Raw genomic sequence first — 22,563 nt, forward strand, 5'->3', positions numbered from 1 at the left:
ATAAAAAATTTTCTAAGTTATTCAATTAATTTTAGCCTATTTTAACAAGTATGCTATACTATTTTTGTTAAACAGACCTTAAGGAGCCTTCCTCTATATGAACAAAAAACTATATATGCAGTTTGCGGGAAGTTGTACTTTCCTCATTTTTGCTTTTTTAAGTTACGTAGTTAAATTTTATCCTGCCTGGCTACAGCCATTTGATAACATAATTACTTCAGTTGTGCGTAGCCTTTACCCAAATTGGGATGGCTTTTTCTTATGGATTACACAGTTTGGTAACGTAGCTAGTATTGCCATATTATTTTTAGCCATGCTTTTTGTACTCGTTTATGGAAAAAAGTATGTAGATGCTCTTTGGTTAAGTATGGGCGTAATTACAATTGCAGTAGTTATCAATCCCTTATTAAAATTATTTTTCACCCGTGAACGTCCCTTACTAGAGCATTTAGTCGTTGAAACTAGTTTTAGTTTTCCTAGCGGACACGCGACAGCGTCGATGGTATTTTATGGATCCTTGATTCTCTTGGTTCCATTGTTTATTCAATCAAAAGCTTGGTGTATCAGTTTACAAACTTGCTTAGCTATTTTTATTTTATTAATTGGTATCAGCCGAATCTATTTAGGGGTGCATTTTCCCACCGATATATTAGGTGGTTATTGTGAAGGCCTTACTTGGTTACTGTTTACTTATCCAATTTATCGAAAACAGCGGCTTATTAAAGTTTTGCAGAAAAAACAATTATAATCAACATGAAACGAGGGATAACCATGTTACAAAATGCTTTACAGTTTAGCCACACATTGCTTAAAGAAGTCATAACAGACTATGACCATGTCGTAGATGCTACTATGGGAAATGGTAATGATACCTTGTTTTTAGCTGAAGCTGTAAAGCCAAACGGTCAAGTTTACGCCTTTGATATTCAAGAGCAGGCGTTACTGAAAACTAAACAAAGGCTTGTTGAGCAAGGCCTGGCTGAACAAACAAAATTAATTTGGGATGGCCATGAGCATTTGGCCAACTACCTTACCGAAAATGAACCCATAAAAGCCGCCATTTTCAATCTGGGTTATTTACCCAAAAGTGATAAAACCATAATTACTTTACCTACTACAACCAAACAAGCCTTAGACATATTGCTTTACCATTTAACCCGCAAAGGACGAATCTTGATCGTCTCATATTACGGTCATACTGGGGGAGAAGAAGAATTGGACATGATTAATAAATACTGTCAAAAATTACCTCAAGAACAATATAATATCTTACGTTATCAGTTTATTAATCAAAAAAATCAACCGCCTATTTTATTTTGCATTGAAAAAAAATGAATAACCACCCTAAGATAAAATTGTTACAATCTACCTTAGGGTGGTTATTTGCATTACTTAACATTCAAAAATCATATTCTTTTAACAAAGAAAGTATATCAACGCGATTCCTTTCTTGGTATAGGCTTTTTAATAATTCAGTATTTTGGATCAACTGCATCAAATTTTGTAGCATTGCTAACTGCTCATGCGGTTGGTTTAATCCTAAAATAAAAATAAAATCAGCTGGTACATCTTGTTCTATATCATCCATTCTCTGAAACAAAACCGGATGATTTGGAATAATTAAGGCAATGAATTCCTCTTTTACCCATTCTGGATCCGTATGCGGAATAGCAACTCCAAAGTCTCCTTGGTCGATGCCAGTGGGAAAGGTTTCTTCCCTTTCTAAAATTTTCTTTGCAAAATCTTTGGTTACCCACCCACTTTCAAATACCATCTTATGCACTGCAGCAAAAGCTTCTTTTTTGTCTTGGTATGACTCACCTAACAAAATCGGCGAGTGTTCCAAATAATCTGTGACCTTTTTTCCCATTTGCCTTACCCCCAATAATTGATTCTATATAAACGTAGCAGCCGCCACACTTGGTTTTTATCATTACATGCTAACAAATCAGATAACACTGCATCACGACCGGCTAAATCCATAATTTCCAACAAAGCATCCACATGCTTTTCTTTGTTGTCTGAGGCTAAAAGCACAACGAAATGGATGGTCTCCCCTGTTTCGGCCGTGATCCCCTTTTTGAAAATCCCAAAAGACATAGCGACACCTTGTGCCCCTTTTTCTGGTTCTGTATGCGGCAAAGCTAACTGATTACGAAAAACAATATACGGCGGAATGCCTGACAGCTCTTGTTTTAGAGCAGTTAAATAGCGCGGTTCAATCATTTTTTGCTCGATTAAAGGTTGGCTAAGCAATTCTAAAGCTTCATGCCATGGCACTTCGTTTTCCTCTATAATTAAGCCATTTTTAGGCATTAATTGATCAAAGTGATTTGACTCATTGTTAATCACAGCGTTTTCTGAGGTATTGTCTTTCAAAAGTTTTAGTATTTCAAAAAACAGGCTTTCTTTATCAGGTACGGTTGCTTGCTGAACAACGTTAGCAACAATTTTTTCTGCTAGTGAAGATTCGTCTAAACCAACCACTGTTTCATTCATTACTCTTTGTCGTAACTGCATTTTTCCTTTATCTGTTAAAAAATCTTTGACTAAAAAATACTTTTTTTTGGTTTCTAATGGGACCGAAGAGAAAACCAAATCTGCTTCAATCTCTTGTGCATAAAATTCTCGTAATGACATTGTAGAAACAAAGTCGATTTCGGGGAAGACATCCTTCAATGTTCGTTCCATTAACAGGGATACAGATATGCCATTTGTACAAACAATAACTGCAGTTGGACTTTTTTTACGCAACAAAGAACTATTATTTTCTAACAAATGACTGCCGAAAAACAAGGCTAAGTAAAAGATCTCTGTATCAGAAATCTTTTGCTCAAAAAACTCTTCCAATGGCTTCACTGATTTTTTTACCAAGTAGAAAATAGAAGAGACTTCCCGACTATGTTGTCTTGTGATATCGACTTCAGATAAGTGCATGCCGTATTTAATACGATAATAAGCTGGCCGCATATGAATCATAATCTGTTTAAGCAACTCACTTTTATCTTCAATTATCACATGAGCCACTTTTTCAAAACGGTCAATCATGTCTAAAACCGCCAATTGCATCGTTTCAAATTGGCCTTTGGATAAAACATCGACTTGAGTTAAGGTAGTAGATAAAAAAAGTAAAGTGAAATAGATAATTTCATTGGTCTCTTTCTCATATTCTGGGAAAAAGACTTCTTTAACCACCTTATATTCTTTTGTTTCCTGTAATTCGACATAATCTAATTCAAAATCATAATTAATCTTTTTACCTCTTATGATTCGCCGGTCTAACAGCAATGTCAATACTGGTAGATCATTTACCTTATCGTCAGAATAGCGTAAATTCAAGCGTTTCTCTAACACACTGACCTTTCTTTTATATTCTGCTAATTGTGGTTGAGCGATATCGCCAAATTGTTTTAGAAGTGCTTCATTATTGGTAAATTGGTTGATCGTATTGACGGTTTCAGTTAATAACTGCCGGCGGTTCCATTCTTCTCCTTTGATACGATAGCCTTTTGAGCGTAAATACTCCAAGCGTAGTTGATAGTGAGCTAACAACGGTTCTACTTCTTTAAGGTCTCTAGCAATCGTATTTTTGCTGACATCCAATTCGACGATAAAATGATTCATTGATAAAGATTCCGTTTTTGACAAGAGCATAAGAATCAACAATTGAACGCGTTCTTCTGGTAATAAATAAGTATCCTTTGCCATTTGTGCATTGTTCTGGTCGAATTCTTCCGCTGTTTTTTTAGTTATAATAAAATGACCATTCGTTGTTCGCGTTACTGGATCTAGATTTAAATCATCTAAATATTCATTGACTTTTTTTAATGCATAACTTAACTGCGAACGTGTCAAATCATGTCTTTTTTTCAAAGAAGTACTGGTTTCGTCAGGGTTATTTAAAATCTCGATAAATAGTTGGTTGGTTCTTGCGTCTAGTTCCATTAGAATTCCCCTTCGAAATGTATTCATGGTTTTATAAATAAATTAGAGCCAGAAAATTTCTGGCTCAATTTTTTAGCTAAAGCTTTCCCCTGATTGAATCATTACTTTAACCTCATCTCCTGACATGACGCTTTCAAAAGCTTCGCGCCATTCTTCTAAAAGAAATTTTTTGGTAACCATGGCAGAAACATCAATGGCACCTTTGGCTAGTAAATGTAAGGCAATCGGCCAGTCATATGGATTTTGTGATCGGCTTCCGATATAGTGAATTTCTCGTTGAATGATCGTTTCTACATCTAATTTTTCAAATTTATCTTTAAATAAACCGACTTGAACAAAATCACCGCCTTTTTTCATTAAAGGCAAAGCTTGGTTAACAGCCGCAGCCGAACCTGAAGCATCATAAACTTTAGTCACACCCGCATTGTCTGTCATCTGATTGACAACTTCTGCTAGGTCTTGCTTTTGAGTATCAACAATCGCATCTGCGCCAAATTTTTGCGCCAATTCTAAACGCTCACTATCTTTTGAGATACCTGTAGCAATCACAGTTGCCCCGATTTCTTTAGCAATTTGAGTAAGAAACAAGCCAATCGGGCCCGGACCCATCACTAAAATCGTATCATGAAGGTCTAATGGGCTTCTTTGGTACATAGCGTGAACGCAACAGGATAAAGGCTCACTCATAGCAGCACCTTCATAGCTAAGGTTTTCTGGTAATTTATGCGCATACTTCGCTTTGGCTACAACGTATTTTGCCAAAGAACCATTTTGTTGGGTGCCAATTCCTTTACGATAAGGACAAAGGTTATATTGTTCTTTTTGGCAATAAGGACATTTTCCACAAACATAGAAAGTTGTCTGACTTGTTACACGGTCCATTGGTTTAAATTTCGTTACGCCTTCACCCACTTGAGCTACACGTCCTGAAAATTCATGGCCTAAAACAACTGGCGTTACAGGGTTTTTATACTCTCCTTTAAACGTATGAATATCTGAACCACAAATTCCCGTATAAGCCACTTCAATTAAAATTTCGTCTTCTTTAGGAACCGGTACTTCTAATGTCTCAAGTGACATTTTGTCATAACCGGGTTCTTTTTTTGTCACACCTTGCATTGTTTTTATATTTTGTTTTGTATTTTCTGTTGCATGCATAATGTTTTTTCCCGACCTTTCAATTAAAATACGCTATTGAACAATTCTGATCCTTTCAAGATAATCCAGTTTAAAATGTTACCACCTGTATCTAAGTTACTGATTTGAGCAGCTCCTTCAGGGAATTCTACGATGCCTTCCCCCATTTGTGTGATAACCGGGGCAAAATTGGTCGCCATATATAATCCAAATACAACAGCGACAGTAGTCGCTAAAACTGAATGTACAATGTTCCCGTTACGACCAGGTACGATTAATGCTGCGAAAAATGGAATCGTTGCCAAATCGCCAAATGGCAATACATGGTTCCCTGGCAAAATTACTGCCACAAATAAAGTAATTGGCACCATCAAAAGTCCGGTAGATAAAGCTGCAGGTGAACCTGTTGCTAATGCAGCATCCATCCCAAGAAAGATTTCCCGGTCTTTGTAACGACTTTTCAATAACTTTTGCGCGCCTTCTTGGATGGGGATAAGACCTTCCATCAAAATTTTTACCATGCGTGGCATTAGTAACATGATACCACCCATTGTCATAGCTGTTTGTAAAATACCAGAAATATCATAACCGCCAAGAATTGCTAAAAATGCTCCAATAATCACGCCCATAATCATCGGTTCTCCAAAAATACCAAAACGTTTCTGAATGGTCTCTGGCTTGACATTAATTTTATTTAGTCCAGGTATTTTAGAAATTAGCCAAGCAGCTGGGATTCCAAATACAGCATAACCTGCTGCTGAACCAGTAGCAAAGCTGATTCCTTCTAAACCATAGTACTCTTGTACTTTTGGTGCTGTCTTATCAGCAATAACCAAGCAAAAAATAGTATAAATAATACCACCTAAAATTCCCATAATAATGCTTCCAGTTACGATATAGGCAGTTGCTGCAGCTGCTGACATATGCCAATAATTCCAAATATCAATATTCAAAGTTTTCGTCCATTTCAAACCAAGCATAGCCAAATTAACCACTAAAATAATTGGAATCATCAAACCTGCGATCGGTTGAGCCCATGTTATGGATGAGATCGCCGGCCAACCAGCATCGATGATGGTTAGATTTAATCCAAAACGTTCAACCATAGCTTGAGCAACAGGACCAACAGTGTTGGTTAACAAGTCAATAACTAAATTAATCCCAATCATCCCGATACCTACTGTAATACCAGAAGTTATTGCTTTCGTAGGCTTTACCCGGAATACCAACCCTACAATGAAGATAATAATCGGCAGCATAACGCTTGGTCCCATGTCTAAAACTGCTTGCACGGCATTCATCAAAGTTCCCATGATATTGTGCTCCTTTCAAGAAATACTAGCTAATTTGTTTAGCTGCATCAATAATTTCTTTTTCTGTTTCTTCTGTACCTACGCCCGTTAAAAACGACATTGCTTTAATGGCAGGAATATCGTATTCTTGCGGCAACACTGTGGTAGAAATCAACATATCCGCACCATCTTGTTTTCCAGCTGCTTGCGAGATCTTTATTTGATCTACATCAGCTTCCATGCCATTTTTTTTGAACAATTCTTCTACTTTTTGTGTCACAACCGTTGATGTAGCTATTCCTGCACCGCAGGCGACTAAAACTCTAATTTTTCTCATTGCTTTTCCCTCCAAATTGTTTTTTTGTTTTAAAAAATAACGAATAAAGGATATCCCTTATGTGCACACGTCATTTCCTTGACAATTTTCATTATATTTTAAAAGCGCTTACTTAACAATGATATTAGGCGCCCACTTTTATGGAGACAATTGTGCAGCATGAACTTGTACCTTTTTAATGTGAAAAAAATAACATAGCGATCTATATTTGCCATGTTTGTTGTTTCATTTAATATGATTGTTTTAGCTAAAATAAAATTTCCAACTTTCATTATCAATCCATTTTTAGCCAAAAAATGGGCCGGAGCAAAAACTCCAACCCGCTTAACACTTTACTTGCTATAATTTAGCAAATACAAGTAGTGTTTTATATTTTGTTTTAAGCTCTTTTTATTCGTCTGTGGCAGATAGTTGAAACGTTTCTTGGCTTTTTGTAAACAATGCTTGATCAAAAAATACAAGATAAACAGTCAGCTCATTTTGCAAAAGGAACTCTTGAATCGTTTCCACAGCAATTTTTACTGCTGCTTCTTGCGGGAAACCATAAATCCCTGTGGAAATCAAAGGGAAAGCTATACTATGGCAATTTCTTTCAACTGCTTTTCTCAAACTATTATGATAACAAGCAGCTAGCAAAGTTTCTTCTTGTGAACTTTTTCCTTGATAAACGGGTCCAGCTGTGTGAATGATATAAGAAGCAGCAAGGTTACCAGCAGATGTCACGACAGCCTCACCAGTTTTGATAGGCGCTAATGAATCACATTCATCCTGTAGTTTTTGCCATCCAGCTGCTTTAAAAATAGCACCACATACACCGCTGCCACCTTGTAATTGTTGATTGGCAGCATTAACAATGGCATCAACGTTCATTTTAGTGATATCTTGACAAACAAATTTCAATGACATTTTTTTTACTCCTTAAAAAAGCAAGGATTCAAAAAGAACCCTTGCTTTATCATTTCGTTATTTCAATGCATTCACGATTTCTTTGTTAAATGCATCTAAGTCATCTGGTGTCCGGCTAGTAATCAAATTATCATCGATTACTACTTCTTCATCCTTCACGTTAGCTCCAGCGTTAGCTAAATCAGGTCGAACAGAAGTAAATCCGGTCATCGTTCTACCTTTAGTCACACCAGCTTGGATAAAGATTTGTGGTCCGTGGCAAATCGCAAAAACGGGTTTACCAGAATCAATAAATTTTTTAGTAAAGTCAACATATCGTTTGTCTGTGCGTAATTGATCGGGAGAAAATCCTCCTGGAATCAATAATGCATCAAATGAGGAAACATCTACATCTTCAATTGATTTATCAATTGAAAAAACTGTCCCTTGTTTTCCATCTACATGGTCTTTCCCATTATCGCTAATGATCACAACTTCATTACCCGCATTTTCTAGCGCTTCTTTAGGTGAGGTCACTTCAATATCTTCAACAAAGTCTGTCATAATCGCTGCAATTTTACTCATCGATTTGTTCCTCCTTGTAATCATTGTAGGTTTTTTCAACCTCTATTTTCATTATAACGAATGATACCTTTTGTCTCAAATAATTCGCTGTACAATCATTTGTTCACGAAATCAAAAAATATGATAAAATAAGCTGTACAAACAAAACAATCCGGTGTAATGAAGGAGACTTACTTTGAAAAAGAAACGAACTTTACTTACCGCAGTATTCCTATTTTTTCTTTGCTTTTTTACTTTCAGCTCTACAAGTTCTGCCCAAGAAATAGCTACGTCCGCAGTAAATAACCACGCCAATCTATCATCAACCTTTAGTGGGGATGTAAATCTTGTTTTATCCGCAGCAGGACAAGAAGCGGCAGAAACACAATTATTAGATAATCCGATTATTACGTTTTTACTCGAACATCTAAAAATTAATAAACCTACCATCTTTGCTATAGGGATAACAATCATTGGCATAATTTTCCTTTTAATATCGCTGTTTTTACCTAGTCTAGCCAAACAAGAACAGCTAAGACAAAGATCAGTTCAATCAACCGCTCCTTCGAGACAGCAAAACCGACAAAAAAGAGTTTCAGCCAAAGAAATTATTGCCGTCACTGGTCTGGTCTTTGTACTAATAGGTGTCGTTATCCAAACCTTTAATCAATTGAATTAAAAAAGACTGGAACATTAGTTGCTTTCCAGCAATGCTTCACGAAAAATTACCTAGCCAGTCGCCTTTTATGACGAGGACCTACTTGGCTATAGGAGCGATCCTCCAATTATTCGTGAAATTAACATTGCTAGAAGCTTTTGTTCCAGCCTTTTTCTTTATATTATTTATCTTTTCTAGTGGGTAACTTGGTAATTACCTACTCTAAATTGCAGAAATCACCTTGTTATTGCTTACTCTGTTTTTCTATATCTATAACCCGGTCAATAAAAGGCTCGTAAAATTCTTCCTCGTGGGAAACAACTAAAACCGTACCTGGGTAATTACCCAGGCTTTTCTGTAAACTTTCCTTGGTTTTTTGATCAATATGATTTGTCGGTTCATCTAAGATCAAAAAGTTACTAGTTTGTAGTGTTAATTGCGCCAGTTTTACTTTGGACTGCTCACCACCGCTCAATAACTTAAGTGGTTCTTGTGCTAGTTGGTCGCGAAGGCCACAACGAGAAAGTTGCCTTCTCAATTCCTTATGTGATGCATTGGGGAAAATATCTCCTAGGTATTGCAGCGGTGTTTGCAGAGGAGACTCCCATGCTAATTCTTGCTCAAAATAATCGATCTTAGTATTGGCAGGGTAATAAAACTCACCCGCTAACGCAGGTAATCTACCAAGCAAAGTTTTTAACAACGTAGATTTTCCAATGCCGTTGAACCCCTTTAACACTACTTTTTCCCCATACCGGATCGTTAAATCAATCGGTTTTAACAAGGGCTTTTCATAACCGATCGTTAACCCTTGTGTAGTTACTGCAAAAGTTGCAACAATTTCTTTATACGGAAAATCAAAATCTGGCTGTATTTGGTTGGTTGGTGGAGTAAGACGATCTACTTTTGCTAATTGTTTTTCCCGACTTTTTGCCATTTTTGAACGTGTTCCTGCCTTATTTTTACGGATATAGCTTTCCGTTTTTTCAATTTGCTTTTTTTGATTTTCGTAGCGTTTCATATAGTTTTCTTGATCTGCTTCTTTTTGTTTTAAGGCTTTATCTAAATTCCCCGTGTATTTCGTTAACATTCCAAATTCAATATCAGCAATATGCGTCGTAATCTCATTTACAAAATGTTGATCGTGTGAAACGACTAAAAACGTGCCAGGAAAACTTTGTAGAAATGAAGTTAGCCACTGCACGTGTTTATCATCTAAATGGTTCGTCGGTTCATCTAGGACCAGAACAGCTGGTTTTTCTAGCAATAATTTAGCTAGAATAACTTTTGAACGCTGACCCCCACTTAGATTTTTCAAAAAAGTATCCAATCCTAACACATCAATCCCCAGTCCCACGGACATTTCTTGAATCAAAACGTCCATCTGGTAAAAATCACTTTGGTCTAATTGTGTTTGTAATTTTCCAGCTTTTTCTAACAGCAGATCATCAAGGGTTTGGCTATATTCTTCATAAAGGTTACCAATTTCAGCTTCAGTCGCTAACTCCTTTGCAAAAGCTGTCTTTAAAAATTCATAAATCGTTAGTTGTTCATCCACCCGTACGTACTGATCTAAGTAACCGATGGACTGATTTTTAGGTAATTCGACAGAACCTTCATCAGGTAATATTTCCCCCGTGATAATCTTAATCAACGTCGATTTCCCAGCTCCATTTTGACCAATCAATCCTACATGTTCGCCAGTGTTTACCTGCAAATTTAATTTTTCATATAATACTTTATCTCCAAATTGTTGCGAGATATTAACCAATTTTAACATTATTCATCCTATCCTAACTATGTACAATTTCTATTCGTTAAAAAACTGCGGACAGCTTTGTCCACAGCTTTACCATAAAATTATTTAACTTGAAAAGTTTATCACGCTTAAAGTAATATGTCCAGTTTAGTCGTTCCAAACGTTACTTATAGGTAAATCTACTTCAACTTTTGTGCCATCGAATTCCTCTTCAATGTATTCTTGAACTTCAGGGTCATGATATAATTCCCCTAATTGTTGTAGCTCCTCTTCATCTTGCCGATCTTCTCTTACAGCAATGATATTTAAATTGGTTCGATTTGACTCATCAGCTTCTTCTCGATAAATGGCGTCATTTAAAACATTCAAGCCACCTTCAAGAGCAATCGTATTACTGATTAAAGCCATATCTACGTCTTGCAGTACACGCGGTCCAGTTAAATCATCAATTAAATTAAATTCTAAATTTTTAGGGTTTTTACTGATATCTTCTGGGGTACCCACGCCATCATCAAAGTCATCATTTAATTCAATTAGTCCCGCTGATTCTAATACGCGCAGCCCTCTTGCGGTATTGGCCGGGTTATCGGCTAAAGCTACTACAGCATTATCTTCTACCTCGTCGATATCTTCGTATTTATCTGAATAAACGCCCATTGGTTCCACGTATGTTGTAGCAATAGGTATTAATTTTTCAATACTATCTTCGTTATAACTTTCTAAGTATCCAATTGATTGAAACGCGTTAGCGTCAATGTCACCATCTGCGGTAGCGTTATTTTTCATTGCGCCCCCATCAATATCTTCGACTTCAATTTCGAGTCCGGCTTTCTCAGCCGCATCTGAATTAGCAACAAAACGCCAAATATCTGCATCGGCACTTTCTGATCCGACTCGGATTACTTGGTCATCTGTAGTTTCTTCAGCGGCTTCTTGTTCTTCTCCATTACTGCAGGCACCAAGTGTCAATAGCGTTACTATAGATATAATCCCAACCCACTTTTTCTTCATTGAAACCCTCCTTAAAAGTAAACAAACACTGCGCAAATTTTCTATCCAAAGCCGTTATTTTTTATGTTCATTCATTTTATCTGCAAAGCTATTCAGAAAATTCCGTTAATTTAAAAACTAGCAGTAGAAGCAAACGTTAAGCAACTTGGTTCGTTTTTGTTACAACTTTATGTAAAACGTTTTGCTTCTACTACTTTTTAAACAAAATAAACAGCTTATTTATCGCCCCAAACCTCTTTAGCTGTTTCGACAAGTAGTGCTAATTTATTCCATTGTTCTTCTTCTGTAAGATCATTACCTTCTTGTGTGGAAGAAAAACCACATTGTGTGCCCAAACATAATTGATCAAGCGATACATATTGGCTAGCTTCTTTAATTCGTTCTTTTAAGACTGCTTTATCTTCCAATTCTGATGATTTCGTGGTAACTAAACCTAAAACAATTCGTTGATCCTTGATATTTTGCAATGGCGCAAAACTACCAGAGCGTTCGTCATCAAATTCTAAAAAGAAACCATTAAAACCAGTAATTGCTAATAAGCGTTCAGCGATTTTATCATAAGAACCGTTGTACAACCAACGCGACTGGAAATTACCTTTGCAAAAATGGAAAGTCACAGCTAAATCAGCTGGTTTAGTTGCTAAAACAGCTTCGGTAATATCACCAAACTCTTGAATTAATTCATCTGGATCATAACCATTTTCTTTAATCAGATCGCGAAAATGATCATCAAACAAAGCACCCCAGCTGGTATCATCTAATTGTAGATAACGACAACCTGCATTATAAAAAGCTTGAATCGTTTCCCGATAGGCTGTAATTAAGTCTTGAATAAAATCAGCTTTTGACGCGTATACCGGATTTTCATTATATCTTTTTGATAAAATAAAAGAATCAAGAAAAATCATATTAGGGCCTGGGATAGTTTGCTTTGCTATAACGCCTTCTGCTTTTGCGTGCTCGTTAGTAAAACGAAAATGATCTAAAAATGGATGCGACGGATTAAAAGCAAGTTTCCCACTAACAAATGTCCCTTGAGCTTCTGAAGTAACACCAAAAGCGGTGGTTTCAAAATCAAAGACAGTAATCCCGTCTAAGCCAGCAATAAAATCTAGGTGCCACCAACGTCGACGAAACTCACCATCAGTCACAGCGTTTAACCCGATCTCTTTTTCTTTTTTTATTAAATCGCTAATCGCTTCATCTTCCACTTCAGTTAGAGCATCTTGCGTAATATTCCCTTGTTTAAACTGTTCTCTTGCTTCTTTTAACTTTTGTGGTCGTAAAAAACTTCCTACAATATCCCAGCGAAATGGTATTTTTGTCATGTTTTTCCCTCGTTTCCCTATAAAAACAAAGCGAAAATAATAGAACATTTCTTTATTTCCGCTTGTTTTTTAGTATTTAATGCATGGTCATGCCACCGGTCACGTTAATTGCCTGTCCGGTCATATAACTAGACAGCGGGCTTGCCAAAAACAAAATAACATTGGCTACATCTTGTGTGGAACCAGTACGTCCCAAAGGTACTTGGCTTTGGTCTTCTTCTAGCACCTCTTGAGCAGTCATACCACGAATCGCTCCACCTTCTTCACGCTCACGATGTTTCATGGGCGTTTCAATAATTCCAGGGCACACAGCATTTACTAAGATGTTGTCTTGAGCAGCTTCCAGCGCTAAGGTTTTACATAACCCTAAGACTGCATGTTTAGATGCAACATAACCAGACATTCCTTTGTAACCATTTTTACCTGCTTGCGAGGCAACAAAGATTACCCGGCCAGTTCTTTGATGGCGTTGCATCAAAGCAGTGACATACTTACTACTTAGATATGCACCACGGGTATTTACCGCAAGTACTTTATCAAAATCTTTAGTGTTGCTTTCTGTTAGGAAATCTACTGTAGAAATCCCGGCAACATTAACAAGAATATCAGGTATTAAGTGCTTTTCTTCTAATTGCTGGGTTAAATTAACGATTTCTTCTTCTTCAGCAATGTCTAAGTGTATTTTGTAAAAACCCGCAGAAAGCTTGGTCAATTTTGTTTCTGTAAAAGCAATATCACAAGCAATTACAGTAGCATCTTCTTTTTGAAAGGTCTCTACCACACTTTGGCCAATTCCTTGGAAAGCTCCGATAACTAAAACAATTTTACCTTCTAGCTCAGGAAAGTACATTAACTGCGCCTCCTAAACAACATGGCGTTCAAAAGGATCATCACTGATGCCATCTTCTAAAACAAGCTTAGCATACTCTTTAGCAGAAAATAGCGAATGGTCACGATAGTTACCACAGCTGGTAATGTCAACGCCTTGTACATCTTCCCATTTTGTTTCATAAGCAATTGTTTGAAGCGATTCCTTCAGAGCTTGCGCAACTTCTGTTGTGCTAAATTCTCCCCAAGTAATTAAATGGAAACCTGTCCGGCAACCAAACGGTGAACAATCAATGATCCCATCTAACCGATCACGTAATAAATCTGCTAATAAATGTTCAATTGTGTGTAATCCTGCAGTTGGAACTTCTTTTTCATTTGGTTGTAAGAAACGTAAGTCATAATTTGCAATGACGTCACCTTTTTTGCCAGTTTCTTCGCCAATCAAACGTACATAAGGTGCTTTCACCTTTGTATGATCTAATGTAAAACTTTCTACTTCCGCCATTTCTCTTCCTCCTAAAAACTTTTTTAGAGATAATAAAAAATCTCCATCCCTTTGCTTACCATCTATGATAAACAAAGGGACGAAGACTTTCGCGTTACCACCCTTATTTGCATAAACTTCACAGCCAATGCCTCAACGGTACCCTGAGATACCCGGCAGTATATCGGCTGCTTTTCCGTCTACCCAGCGTCAACTGGATAAAAAGCTCAGAGCTCATCTTCACTGACTTTTATTTGTACCCTTTTCCACCATCCGGGTTCTCTTTAACAAATGCACCAGCTACTCTTCTCTGTCATTGCTTTACATATGATTTGTGAACAGTATAGACAAGAATAGAGGAATTGTCAAGCTGATAAATCCTACTTTGGGTTCTGTAACAAGAGATAGATTAACAAATTTAAAAACCATACGAGCAAACTAATTTAAAATAAAACCGCTTGCAATAAAAAAATTTTATGTTACTATATTTTTGAATCGATTCAAAAATAAAAAATGAAAGCGTGAAAAAGTTGTCTATTACCGAAAAAATTTCAAAATGGTTAATGCCGTTTGCTTCAAAGATGGCTAATCAACGGCATCTAGTCGCAATTCGTGACAGTTTTGTCGATATCAGTCCTATTATTATCGCCAATTCTTTATTTATTTTGTTGAACGCGCTTGTTTTTTCTAATGAAACAGTCAATGAATTCATAGACTTGTCTTCTTTATCCGATTTAGCATTAATGGTCAATAATGGTACTTTAGGTATTATGACAATATTTGTCACGTTCTTAATTGGTTATCGTTTAGCAAGTCATTACATTTCAAATGGGAAAATTGAACGAAAAAATCTAAGTGAGCTGCACGCAGGTATCTTAAGTTTAGCGTTAGCTATGGTTATGTTCCCTTTATTTAACGAGGTTACTCCAGTAGATTCACCAGAACCAATCGAAGTTACAGGCGTTTATTTGCAATCACTCACTTCATCTGGTGGCCTATTTGTGGGCATTATTGCAGCTTTACTAGGTACAGAATTATTAGTGAAACTATCAAATAAAGATAAATTACACATCAAAATGCCTGAGGGTGTACCTCCAGCTGTTGCAGGTTCGTTTAATGCGTTGATTCCCGAATGTTTGACTATTGCTATCTTTGCCATTGTAACTTTTGCGGTTGTCAAAGGAACAGGACAATCAATTCCAGATATCATACAGTTAATTATTTCTGCCCCGTTGCAAACCGCAATGGAAAGCCCATTCGGTTTATTTGTAGTCCAATCATTTACACAAATTTTATGGTTTTTTGGTTTACACGGACAAAATATCGTCTCATCGGTTACGTCTCCACCAATGTTGACAGCTATACAACAAAATGTAGATGCTTTTAACGCAGGCGAAGCAATTCCCAATATTGTAACAAACCCTTGGATTGGTATGTATACTCTATTTGGTGGAACAGGCGCAATTTTGCCCTTACTAATTGCGATCATATGGGTGTCAAAACGGAAAGATTATAAAAACATTGCTAAAATTGGCTTATTGCCAAGTTTATTTAACGTATCTGAGCCTATTATGTTCGGTCTTCCCGTTGTAATGAATCCTTATTTAGCAATCCCTTTTATTGGTGTGTCGCTAGTTAATTTAACTATCGCCTACCCTTTAACTGTTTTAGGTCTTGTAGGAAGAAGCGTGGTTATCCCACCTTGGGTTTTACCCCCTATCATTACAACTTGGGTAACTACAGCAGGAGATATACCAGCCACCATACTTTCTATTCTTTTATTTATTCTTGATATATTTCTTTATATGCCCTTTGTACTTGCAGCCAATCGTGGAATGAGCGAAAATATAGAGTAACAAAATTTCATAGAAAAGAGGAACCTAATGGCTACTATTCAAGAAGTCGCAAAACTAGCTGGGGTTTCAGTTGGTAGTATTTCTCGATATTTAAATGGACATACTCTAAAAAAAGAAAATATGCAACGTATTGAAGCCGCCATCACAAAACTAGATTATAAACAAAATTACTCTGCCAAAGGCCTAAAAAGCAATCGTACGATGTCAATTGGCTTATTGATGAATAATGCTCAAAGCATGTTTTCAGCTTCTATGATTGCAACTTTAGCGGATGAACTAGAAAAACTTGGTTACAGTATGTTATTTAGCGGGTTTCAAAAAAATAAAAGTCAATTAGGTAATAAATTGGATTTTTTACTTTCTCGTAAGGTAGATGGGTTAATTGTTTTTGAAGCCGAGCAAGAATGGCAGGAAGTGCAGCGTCTTAAAAACTTAGAGATTCCTGTAATTTCAATCAATACTCCTTTGGATTTTCCTAAAATTGATTCCATTCTCATGGATAATCGTCAAAGTACTAAGAAGGTACTCAAAAAAATGATAGCTTACGGTCATAGAGAAATTGGAATTATTGCTGGGCTACAAAAAGACTATATCGCTAGAGAACGCTTAGAGGGCGTTTTGGAAGCATTTGACGAAATGAATCTTCCAGTTGCAAACCATGCAAAAATATATTACGGGGATTATTCGAAAACCAGCGGATATGCTGGATTAAAAAACCTACTTGCTCACAAGGTCAGTGCGGTCTTTGTTTGCAATTACAATATGTCTCTTGGCTCTTTACAGGCAATTTACGAAAAAGATATTCAATTAGGAAAAGACCTTTCTTTTGCTAGCTTTGATTATTTTGATTCAAGCGATATTTTTAACCCAAAATTAACTGTAATTCGACAGCCAGTTACTGACATGAGCTTGCTGGCTGCTGATCGAATAGTTAAGAAAATTCAACAAACGAATTCCTTGGAAGGAAAAAAATTTATTATGCCAAATAATATTTTATGGCGCGATTCAGTAAGGAGAATGAATTAGACATGGCTAAAATTCGTGAAGATATCGAAGAAAATACAGCGTCTTTACAAGAAGAATATGACGAGTTACCTTATCAAATTAAAAATAAGTTAGAATGGTTTTCCGATCAAAAAATTGGGATCATTTTCCATTGGGGACTGTATTCGCAAGCTGGTATTGTTGAATCTTGGCAATTATCTAAAGAAGATGATTGGGCAAGAAAAAAGGGAAGTTGGCGTGAAGATATCCAGACCTTGCGCAAAGATTACTGGGAATTAAATCAAATATTCAATCCTGAAAATTTCGATCCCCAAGACTGGGCTAAAAAAGCCAAAAAAGCTGGTTTTCGCTACATGATCTTTACTACCAAACATCATGATGGTTTTAATATGTATGATACACAATACAGCGACTATAAAATTACGGCCGCTGAAAGTATCTTTCATAAAAATAAGCAGGCAGATATTTTAAAATCTGTCATTGAAGCTTTCCATAAAGTAGACATTGCAACTGGCTTATATTACTCTAAAGCTGACTGGCATTCTCCCAATTATTGGAAACCTAATCAAACGCCTTACGGACGGTATGCTAGTTATGATCCATACAAAGACCCAGAAACATGGAAAAAGTTTAGCCAATACGTAGAAAATCAGTTGATAGAGCTCATTAAAAACTATGGACCAACAGATATTTTATGGCTTGATGGCGGTTGGGTTAATACTACACACAACGAATATTTACCAATGAAAGATATTGTTGCCAAATTAAGAAAAATCCAACCTGATTTATTAGTCGTAGATCGCGCAGTAGGTGGCAAATATGAAAATTATATTACACCTGAACGAAAGGTCCCTGAAGTTCCGCCCAAAAAAGCTTGGGAAAGTAATATCCCGTTGGCTAAAAATTGGGGGTACGTTCCACATGATGAATACAAATCCTTTGAAGAAATCTTAAACTCTGTCATTCAAGTCGTTTCTTTAGGTGGTAACATTATTTTGGGCGTTGGCCCTAAGCCAGATGGTACTTTACCTAAAGAAGCCCAAACAATCATGCAAAAATTAGGTAATTGGCTACAAATTTATGGTGAAGGAATTTACGAAACCCGTCCTTACCAAGAACTTACAAAAAAAGGGTGGTTTTTTACGCGAAAGAAAAACACCGTATACGCTTTTCATAAAAATGAAGGAACAAAAATCTCGTTAGATCTAACTGATTTTCCTACAAAAATAAAAAAAGCAGTTGATATGGAAACAAAAGAAGAGCTTTTAGTTGAGCAACAAAGAGTGTATGTTGATCAACAGTCAGAATTTGTTGGAATACAGTTACAGGTAACTCAAAATAATCTATGAAAAAAACGGAGAAAAATTAGACAATTTCGCTTGAAGAGACTTTCTGCTGCCAAATAGCACTTGACAAGCCTACAAAATGGCTTGCGTCATGAATGAGGGCGCCCAGTTATACGAAAGAAAGCAGACTAAACGCACCCTCACCCTGCGAGTGTAAGTCATTTTTTCGGCAGGTCAAGTGTGCGCTACGCCTATTCTCGTTGAGGACAACCCGTTGCCGAAAGCTTGATTTAACTTGCTTGACGCTTTTTGATAAAGTCTTCTGACATATGGAGTAGTTTGACCCATTTTTGTGGCATGTCAGGACACTCGTTTAGTTCCGGCAGTAATACGGGGACGTTCTTTTCTAGCTTGGCATGAGGCCTAAGAAAGTTGAAATAGGTTGTAAATAAGGTGACGTGAGCCAAAGGCCCAGCGCCTGAATGAAAACCGCCTAAAGGTTTGTAATTTCCTTTAAACGTCCGATTTAAACGTTCAATGATCTGTTTTAAAGGACGGTATTCTTGGGAGACCTTATCCTTATTGGTTAAACCGATCACTTGGATGACTTCAAAGTCGATTCCGTTTTGAGCGTAGAAAGCTTGAGCCAACTTATAAATGGGATTACCATCGACGACCAATTGGAGAGCATCAGGCACCTGTTTAAAACGACGAATCACGTCGTGGATGGCTTTAATGGCCGTTTCTGTATCACGGTGTCGGTTATAACGGTGGGAGAGAATAATCTTTTTCTCCGCATCAAAGAAAAAATAGATATAGTGCCATTTTCCTTGCACACGAATGTACGTCTCATCTCCACAAAATTGATCCGATAGCTCATAAGGATAATAATCAGTCAAAGGTTGGACCCAATGCGCAACTGTCCGGGCATAGTTACGAATCGTTTGGCCTGAGATTTTTAGTTGATGAACATCGAACATTAAGGCCGCTGTTTTTTCGGCAGACAGTCCGTAATTGGCATGATAGGTGAGAATGAGCCCTAACACATAAGGGGAACTGTGGATCTTATTTAACCGCACCTTAGTTTCAAAGTCAGGGACTGCTTCCAAATCAGATAAAGTTAAATCGAAGTTACGATAGATATAGTGCATTTTGAAGAGCGATTTGTTTTTCTTGAACTGCTTTAATTCTTTTTTTGACAGGCTCTTAAGACGTTTTTTGTAATAAGGACAGGCTTTATTCAGGCATTTATAGATATCGAATCCTTTACGGTCTTTGATTTTGACTAGGTTTTTCTCACAATGAGGACATTGAAAGATCACCTCTTTGGTATAGCGATTCTTGTAGTTGAATAAATTAGCGCATACCTTGCATAAATACTGATCGTTATCACTTTTCCCGTTGTTCAAGTAGAGATAGTCTGCAGGCGCCTGGCAACGTGGACAGTGAATGGCGGAAGAAACGGTCGGTGAACTCGCACGGCGTTGCACAGGTTTTAATGGTTTCCCTGTTTGGTGAAGGTGTTCCTGCAGAAGTTCTTTGTAATCGAGCGTTTCCATCTCCACCACTTTTGGAAGTTCATCGACCGTCATTTTTTGATAATCTAAGTCTGCGATATCCGTTGGCCTGGGTGCTTTAGAGTTGGCGTAAATCGAACTTAGTTGATAAACCAAAAGCGCAATAAATTGTTGTTGTGTATTGATAATTTCCCAAAGCTCTGGGTATAATGAAGTTGACATCTCTATCACCTTTTCTTTTTGGTTTTGTGTAGCTTTTAGTCAACTTCATTCTACCAAATAAAGGGGGATAGAGGTGTTTTTTTATTAAAAGTTTGGTTGAACAGGGATAAGCAGCGCTTATCCAATAATTTATTAAAAAAAATTTTGAATTACTCAGTTACAATTGGAGGAAAAAGTATGAAAACATTCCCGAAAAACTTCTTATGGGGTTCAGCTACCTCGGCCCCACAATCAGAAGGTCACAGTTTAAAAGATGGAAAATCAGCAACCACTTGGGACTATTGGTTTAAAACGAGTCCTGAGAAATTCCATGAAAATCAAGGCCCTGCGAACACATCTAATATGTATGAAATGTACCAAGAAGATTGTAAGCGGATGAAGGAAATTGGTTTAAATTCATTTCGTACTTCCATTTCTTGGGCGCGACTTCTTCCCGATGGTAAAAACGTCAATCAAGAAGCGGTCACTTTTTATCGTAACTATTTCAAAGAAATTATCAAAAATGACGTGAAACCAATCATTAACTTGTTTCATTTCGATATGCCTATGTGGTTAATGGAAAAAGGTGGCTGGGAAACACGTGAATCTGTCGACGCATTTGCTTTTTATGCCAAAACTGCTTTTGAATTATTTGGTGATTTAATAAACGACTGGACTACTTTTAACGAACCTATCGTGCATATCGAGTGTGGTTATTTAAATGGGGCACATTATCCAGCTATTCATGATTTCAAAAAAGCAATTCAGGTGGGCCACCATACATTAATAGCCCATGTTTGTGCCGTAAAAGCCTTCCGTGAGATTATGTCTGAAGGTAGTATTGGCATTATTTTAAATATTACACCTGCTTATGCACGTAGTGATGATAAAGCTGATCAAATAGCCAAAGAAAATGCAGATCTACTAACCATGAAAAGCTTTCTAGACCCTGCAGTAAAAGGTGCGATTCCTAATGATTTAATCCAATTAATCAAGGAACATGATCTAACTCCCAAGACAGTATCAACGGATACGAGTTTGATTAAAGAAAATACAGTAGATTTTATTGGTTTGAATTATTATCAACCACTACGTGTACAGGCGCCAGTGAATCCTAACTTTCCGGCTCAAACACCGGACGACTTATTTGCGCCTTACGATTGGCCAGAAAAACGAATTAATCCTTATCGTGGTTGGGAAATTTACCCTAAAGCAATCTATGATGTTGCTATGATGATGAAAAATGAATACAACAACTTCCCTTGGTACGTTAGTGAAAATGGCATGGGCGTTGCTAATGAAGAAAGATTTTTAGATGAACAAGGCATGATTCAAGATGACTACCGGATTGATTTTATGAAAGAACACTTAGATTATCTTTACCAAGGGATCCAGGAAGGTAGCAATTGCTTTGGCTACCATACTTGGACCTTCATTGATTGCTGGTCATGGTTAAATGGTTACCGTAACCGTTATGGTTTTTATCGTTTAGAGTTAGAGAATAACTTTAAACGTCAGTTGAAAAAAAGCGGATTATGGTATAGAGAAACCGCTCAAAATAACGGTTATTAAGAAAAGAGGGACAAGATGAGTCTTGCAGTTTTTGACCTAGGTGGTTCGTCCGTAAAATACGGCTTATGGGATCAACAAAGGATCAATCAAGTCGGTCATTTTACTACGCCAACTACCTTTGAAAATTTAAAAGTACAACTTCAACAAACCATTGCTCCTTACAAAGATCAAATGACCGGAGTAGCATTTAGCGCTCCGGGCGCTGTTAATGTTACACAGCGAAGAATCGATGGGATCAGTGCGATCCCTTATATTCATCAACGGCCCATCTATGATGAATTGGAATCTCATTTGGGGTTACCAGTGACTATTGAAAATGATGCCAATTGTGCGGGGATTTGCGAAATGGTATTGGGTGCTGGAAAAAATGTTGAAAATGCTGTTTTTCTCGTTATCGGTACTGGTGTCGGCGGAGCCATCTTTATTAATGGTGAATTATACAAAGGCGCCCATCTTTTCGGCGGTGAATTTGGTTTAATGCATAATCAAAATGGCAAAACGTTAAGCTACAATGGGACAGCTGTTAATACAGCAGCTCGCTTTTCCAAACAATACGGAAACAAATTAACTGGACTTGAATTATTTGAACAAAAAGATGCAGGTGATAAACGAGCTACACAAGCTATTGAGTCAATGTATAACCATTTAGCTGACAGCCTTTATAATATTCAAGTTTCGCTAGACCCTGAAATGGTCATCCTCGGTGGTGGCATTTCTGCTCGTAGTGAATTAGCTGAAGAACTCCAGACGCGTTTGCAAAATTTATTAACAGACGAAGGGATCTCTGCTATCTTGCCTGAAATTAAAACGTGCCACTATCAAAATAACGCAAATTTAATCGGTGCAGCGCTAAATTTTGAAAATATGCCTAAAAAGTAGGTAAGCAGATCCGCTT

At 37.1% G+C, this 22,563-nt stretch carries 21 protein-coding genes; 8 read left to right on the forward strand and 13 right to left on the reverse strand.

What is annotated here, in order from left to right; all coding sequences use genetic code 11:
- Positions 1 to 97: 97 nt before the first annotated feature.
- Both C7K43_RS09970 and mnmM read left to right on the forward strand, forming a co-directional pair.
- On the forward strand, positions 98 to 748 hold the full coding sequence (locus C7K43_RS09970; RefSeq protein WP_124006706.1) for a phosphatase PAP2 family protein: 651 nt from the start codon (positions 98 to 100) through the stop codon (positions 746 to 748).
- A gap of 23 nt (positions 749 to 771) precedes the next feature.
- Entirely contained in the window at positions 772 to 1,335 is a 564-nt protein-coding gene (gene mnmM, locus C7K43_RS09975; RefSeq protein WP_124006707.1) for a tRNA 5-(aminomethyl)-2-thiouridylate-methyltransferase MnmM, read from the forward strand.
- A 64-nt stretch (positions 1,336 to 1,399) separates the two neighbouring features.
- Here mnmM and C7K43_RS09980 read toward each other — a convergent pair whose 3' ends face one another.
- The 7 genes from C7K43_RS09980 to C7K43_RS10010 form a co-directional block, all read right to left on the reverse strand.
- Entirely contained in the window at positions 1,400 to 1,870 is a 471-nt protein-coding gene (locus C7K43_RS09980; RefSeq protein WP_124006708.1) for a PTS sugar transporter subunit IIA, read from the reverse strand.
- Between the two features lie 5 nt (positions 1,871 to 1,875).
- Positions 1,876 to 3,945: a BglG family transcription antiterminator gene (locus tag C7K43_RS09985; protein WP_124006709.1), complete on the reverse strand. Its 2,070-nt coding sequence runs from the start codon at positions 3,943 to 3,945 to the stop codon at positions 1,876 to 1,878.
- 72 nt (positions 3,946 to 4,017) lie between these two features.
- Positions 4,018 to 5,103, reverse strand: a complete 1,086-nt coding sequence (locus C7K43_RS09990; protein ID WP_226996650.1) for a zinc-binding dehydrogenase — start codon at positions 5,101 to 5,103, stop codon at positions 4,018 to 4,020.
- 23 nt (positions 5,104 to 5,126) lie between these two features.
- Positions 5,127 to 6,395, reverse strand: a complete 1,269-nt coding sequence (locus tag C7K43_RS09995) for a PTS galactitol transporter subunit IIC (protein WP_124006710.1) — start codon at positions 6,393 to 6,395, stop codon at positions 5,127 to 5,129.
- A gap of 25 nt (positions 6,396 to 6,420) precedes the next feature.
- Positions 6,421 to 6,711 carry a PTS sugar transporter subunit IIB gene (locus tag C7K43_RS10000; protein ID WP_124006711.1) on the reverse strand — a complete coding sequence of 97 codons (291 nt, stop codon included), beginning with the start codon at positions 6,709 to 6,711 and terminating at the stop codon, positions 6,421 to 6,423.
- A 390-nt stretch (positions 6,712 to 7,101) separates the two neighbouring features.
- Positions 7,102 to 7,617, reverse strand: coding sequence for a macro domain-containing protein (locus C7K43_RS10005; protein WP_124006712.1), 516 nt, complete (start codon positions 7,615 to 7,617; stop codon positions 7,102 to 7,104).
- 57 nt (positions 7,618 to 7,674) lie between these two features.
- Entirely contained in the window at positions 7,675 to 8,181 is a 507-nt protein-coding gene (locus C7K43_RS10010) for a type 1 glutamine amidotransferase domain-containing protein (RefSeq protein WP_124006713.1), read from the reverse strand.
- Between the two features lie 175 nt (positions 8,182 to 8,356).
- Between C7K43_RS10010 and C7K43_RS10015 the strand changes: the two genes are divergently transcribed.
- Positions 8,357 to 8,839 carry a hypothetical protein gene (locus C7K43_RS10015; protein ID WP_124006714.1) on the forward strand — a complete coding sequence of 161 codons (483 nt, stop codon included), beginning with the start codon at positions 8,357 to 8,359 and terminating at the stop codon, positions 8,837 to 8,839.
- A 223-nt stretch (positions 8,840 to 9,062) separates the two neighbouring features.
- On the opposite strand, the gene C7K43_RS10020 is transcribed toward C7K43_RS10015, so the two are convergent.
- From C7K43_RS10020 to C7K43_RS10040, 5 genes are all read right to left on the reverse strand, one after another.
- Positions 9,063 to 10,598, reverse strand: a complete 1,536-nt coding sequence (locus tag C7K43_RS10020; protein ID WP_124006715.1) for an ABC-F family ATP-binding cassette domain-containing protein — start codon at positions 10,596 to 10,598, stop codon at positions 9,063 to 9,065.
- 126 nt (positions 10,599 to 10,724) lie between these two features.
- A complete protein-coding gene (locus C7K43_RS10025; protein ID WP_124006716.1) occupies positions 10,725 to 11,588 on the reverse strand; it encodes a MetQ/NlpA family ABC transporter substrate-binding protein in 864 nt (287 codons plus the stop codon).
- A gap of 215 nt (positions 11,589 to 11,803) precedes the next feature.
- Positions 11,804 to 12,916, reverse strand: a complete 1,113-nt coding sequence (locus C7K43_RS10030) for a 5-methyltetrahydropteroyltriglutamate--homocysteine S-methyltransferase (RefSeq protein ID WP_124006717.1) — start codon at positions 12,914 to 12,916, stop codon at positions 11,804 to 11,806.
- Positions 12,917 to 12,992: 76 nt separating this feature from the next.
- Positions 12,993 to 13,766 (reverse strand): SDR family NAD(P)-dependent oxidoreductase, encoded by a 774-nt coding sequence (locus C7K43_RS10035; RefSeq protein WP_124006718.1) that lies wholly within the window; start codon positions 13,764 to 13,766, stop codon positions 12,993 to 12,995.
- Between the two features lie 12 nt (positions 13,767 to 13,778).
- Positions 13,779 to 14,252: an S-ribosylhomocysteine lyase gene (locus C7K43_RS10040; RefSeq protein WP_124006719.1), complete on the reverse strand. Its 474-nt coding sequence runs from the start codon at positions 14,250 to 14,252 to the stop codon at positions 13,779 to 13,781.
- A gap of 509 nt (positions 14,253 to 14,761) precedes the next feature.
- Here C7K43_RS10040 and C7K43_RS10045 point away from each other — a divergent pair.
- The 3 genes from C7K43_RS10045 to C7K43_RS10055 are packed head-to-tail and all read left to right on the forward strand — an operon-like array spanning position 14,762 to position 18,441.
- Positions 14,762 to 16,087 (forward strand): PTS sugar transporter subunit IIC, encoded by a 1,326-nt coding sequence (locus C7K43_RS10045; protein ID WP_226996651.1) that lies wholly within the window; start codon positions 14,762 to 14,764, stop codon positions 16,085 to 16,087.
- A 27-nt stretch (positions 16,088 to 16,114) separates the two neighbouring features.
- Positions 16,115 to 17,113, forward strand: a complete 999-nt coding sequence (locus C7K43_RS10050; RefSeq protein ID WP_124006720.1) for a LacI family DNA-binding transcriptional regulator — start codon at positions 16,115 to 16,117, stop codon at positions 17,111 to 17,113.
- A 2-nt stretch (positions 17,114 to 17,115) separates the two neighbouring features.
- Positions 17,116 to 18,441 (forward strand): alpha-L-fucosidase, encoded by a 1,326-nt coding sequence (locus C7K43_RS10055; RefSeq protein WP_124006721.1) that lies wholly within the window; start codon positions 17,116 to 17,118, stop codon positions 18,439 to 18,441.
- A gap of 227 nt (positions 18,442 to 18,668) precedes the next feature.
- Here the strand turns inward: C7K43_RS10055 and C7K43_RS10060 are convergent, their stop codons facing one another.
- The gene (locus tag C7K43_RS10060) at positions 18,669 to 20,117 is read right to left on the reverse strand and encodes a DDE-type integrase/transposase/recombinase (protein WP_124006722.1); all 1,449 of its coding nucleotides are present in this window, start codon (positions 20,115 to 20,117) and stop codon (positions 18,669 to 18,671) included.
- A 177-nt stretch (positions 20,118 to 20,294) separates the two neighbouring features.
- Between C7K43_RS10060 and C7K43_RS10065 the strand changes: the two genes are divergently transcribed.
- The gene (locus C7K43_RS10065; protein WP_124006723.1) at positions 20,295 to 21,668 is read left to right on the forward strand and encodes a glycoside hydrolase family 1 protein; all 1,374 of its coding nucleotides are present in this window, start codon (positions 20,295 to 20,297) and stop codon (positions 21,666 to 21,668) included.
- A gap of 15 nt (positions 21,669 to 21,683) precedes the next feature.
- Positions 21,684 to 22,547, forward strand: a complete 864-nt coding sequence (locus C7K43_RS10070; protein WP_124006724.1) for an ROK family protein — start codon at positions 21,684 to 21,686, stop codon at positions 22,545 to 22,547.
- Positions 22,548 to 22,563: the final 16 nt, after the last annotated feature.

It is taken from the genome of Tetragenococcus koreensis (genome assembly GCF_003795145.1).
Lineage (GTDB): Bacteria > Bacillota > Bacilli > Lactobacillales > Enterococcaceae > Tetragenococcus > Tetragenococcus koreensis.

Excerpts from the sequence above, each read along its gene's own strand:
- C7K43_RS10035 (WP_124006718.1), bottom strand. The coding sequence starts at position 13,766 with ATGTACTTTCCTGAGCTAGAAGGTAAAATTGTTTTAGTTATCGGAGCT.
- C7K43_RS10060 (WP_124006722.1), bottom strand. The coding sequence starts at position 20,117 with ATGTCAACTTCATTATACCCAGAGCTTTGGGAAATTATCAATACACAA.
- C7K43_RS09995 (WP_124006710.1), bottom strand. The coding sequence starts at position 6,395 with ATGGGAACTTTGATGAATGCCGTGCAAGCAGTTTTAGACATGGGACCA.
- C7K43_RS10005 (WP_124006712.1), bottom strand. The coding sequence starts at position 7,617 with ATGTCATTGAAATTTGTTTGTCAAGATATCACTAAAATGAACGTTGAT.
- C7K43_RS10000 (WP_124006711.1), bottom strand. The coding sequence starts at position 6,711 with ATGAGAAAAATTAGAGTTTTAGTCGCCTGCGGTGCAGGAATAGCTACA.
- mnmM (WP_124006707.1), top strand. The coding sequence starts at position 772 with ATGTTACAAAATGCTTTACAGTTTAGCCACACATTGCTTAAAGAAGTC.
- C7K43_RS10050 (WP_124006720.1), top strand. The coding sequence starts at position 16,115 with ATGGCTACTATTCAAGAAGTCGCAAAACTAGCTGGGGTTTCAGTTGGT.
- C7K43_RS10025 (WP_124006716.1), bottom strand. The coding sequence starts at position 11,588 with ATGAAGAAAAAGTGGGTTGGGATTATATCTATAGTAACGCTATTGACA.
- C7K43_RS10040 (WP_124006719.1), bottom strand. The coding sequence starts at position 14,252 with ATGGCGGAAGTAGAAAGTTTTACATTAGATCATACAAAGGTGAAAGCA.
- C7K43_RS10070 (WP_124006724.1), top strand. The coding sequence starts at position 21,684 with ATGAGTCTTGCAGTTTTTGACCTAGGTGGTTCGTCCGTAAAATACGGC.
- C7K43_RS09980 (WP_124006708.1), bottom strand. The coding sequence starts at position 1,870 with ATGGGAAAAAAGGTCACAGATTATTTGGAACACTCGCCGATTTTGTTA.
- C7K43_RS10030 (WP_124006717.1), bottom strand. The coding sequence starts at position 12,916 with ATGACAAAAATACCATTTCGCTGGGATATTGTAGGAAGTTTTTTACGA.
- C7K43_RS10065 (WP_124006723.1), top strand. The coding sequence starts at position 20,295 with ATGAAAACATTCCCGAAAAACTTCTTATGGGGTTCAGCTACCTCGGCC.
- C7K43_RS10020 (WP_124006715.1), bottom strand. The coding sequence starts at position 10,598 with ATGTTAAAATTGGTTAATATCTCGCAACAATTTGGAGATAAAGTATTA.
- C7K43_RS09970 (WP_124006706.1), top strand. The coding sequence starts at position 98 with ATGAACAAAAAACTATATATGCAGTTTGCGGGAAGTTGTACTTTCCTC.
- C7K43_RS09985 (WP_124006709.1), bottom strand. The coding sequence starts at position 3,945 with ATGGAACTAGACGCAAGAACCAACCAACTATTTATCGAGATTTTAAAT.
- C7K43_RS10010 (WP_124006713.1), bottom strand. The coding sequence starts at position 8,181 with ATGAGTAAAATTGCAGCGATTATGACAGACTTTGTTGAAGATATTGAA.
- C7K43_RS09990 (WP_226996650.1), bottom strand. The coding sequence starts at position 5,103 with ATGCATGCAACAGAAAATACAAAACAAAATATAAAAACAATGCAAGGT.
- C7K43_RS10055 (WP_124006721.1), top strand. The coding sequence starts at position 17,116 with ATGGCTAAAATTCGTGAAGATATCGAAGAAAATACAGCGTCTTTACAA.